The sequence below is a fragment of the Streptomyces sp. NH27 genome (genome assembly GCF_056859195.1).
Genome location: NZ_JACEGK010001074.1, coordinates 1 through 491, shown reverse-complemented (window position 1 = coordinate 491; position 491 = coordinate 1). Strand labels below are relative to the sequence as shown.

Below are 491 nucleotides of genomic sequence, written 5' to 3'. Positions count from 1 at the left end.
AACGAGGTCACCGCGAAGTTCTACGACCGCACCGAAGGCCACGGCCGCAAGGAGACACGCGTGGTGCAGGTCCTCACCGTCGACGGCCTCGACTTCCCGCACGCCGCCCAGGCCGCTCGCATCACACATCACCGCACCTGCCTCAAGACCGGCACAGGCCGCTCGCATCACATGTCACCGTACCTGCCTCAAGACCGGCAGGCGCACCCGCGAGACGGTTTACGTCATCACCGACCTGACCAGCCGACAGGCGTCCCCTCAGCGACTCGCGAAGATCGCGAGGTCCCAGTGGATCATCGAGAACCGGCTCCACTTCGTCCGAGATGTCACCTTCCGTGAGGACGCCTCGAAAGTCCACACCGGGCACGGCCCGGAGAACATGGCCACCCTCCGCAACCTCGCGATCAACCAACTCCGCGCAGCCGGGCACCTCAACATCGCCGCCGCCCTCCGCGAGATGTCCTACGAGCCCTTCACCCGCCCCCTGAACC

The 491-nt window shown here is 66.4% G+C and carries 1 protein-coding gene; it reads left to right on the top strand.

Going from position 1 to position 491, the window contains the following annotated elements; genetic code table 11:
- Window positions 1–127: 127 nt before the first annotated feature.
- Window positions 128–491, top strand: a 364-nt coding sequence (locus tag AC13HU_RS38080; RefSeq protein ID WP_483046565.1) for a transposase, incomplete at its 3' end; no start/stop codon positions are given.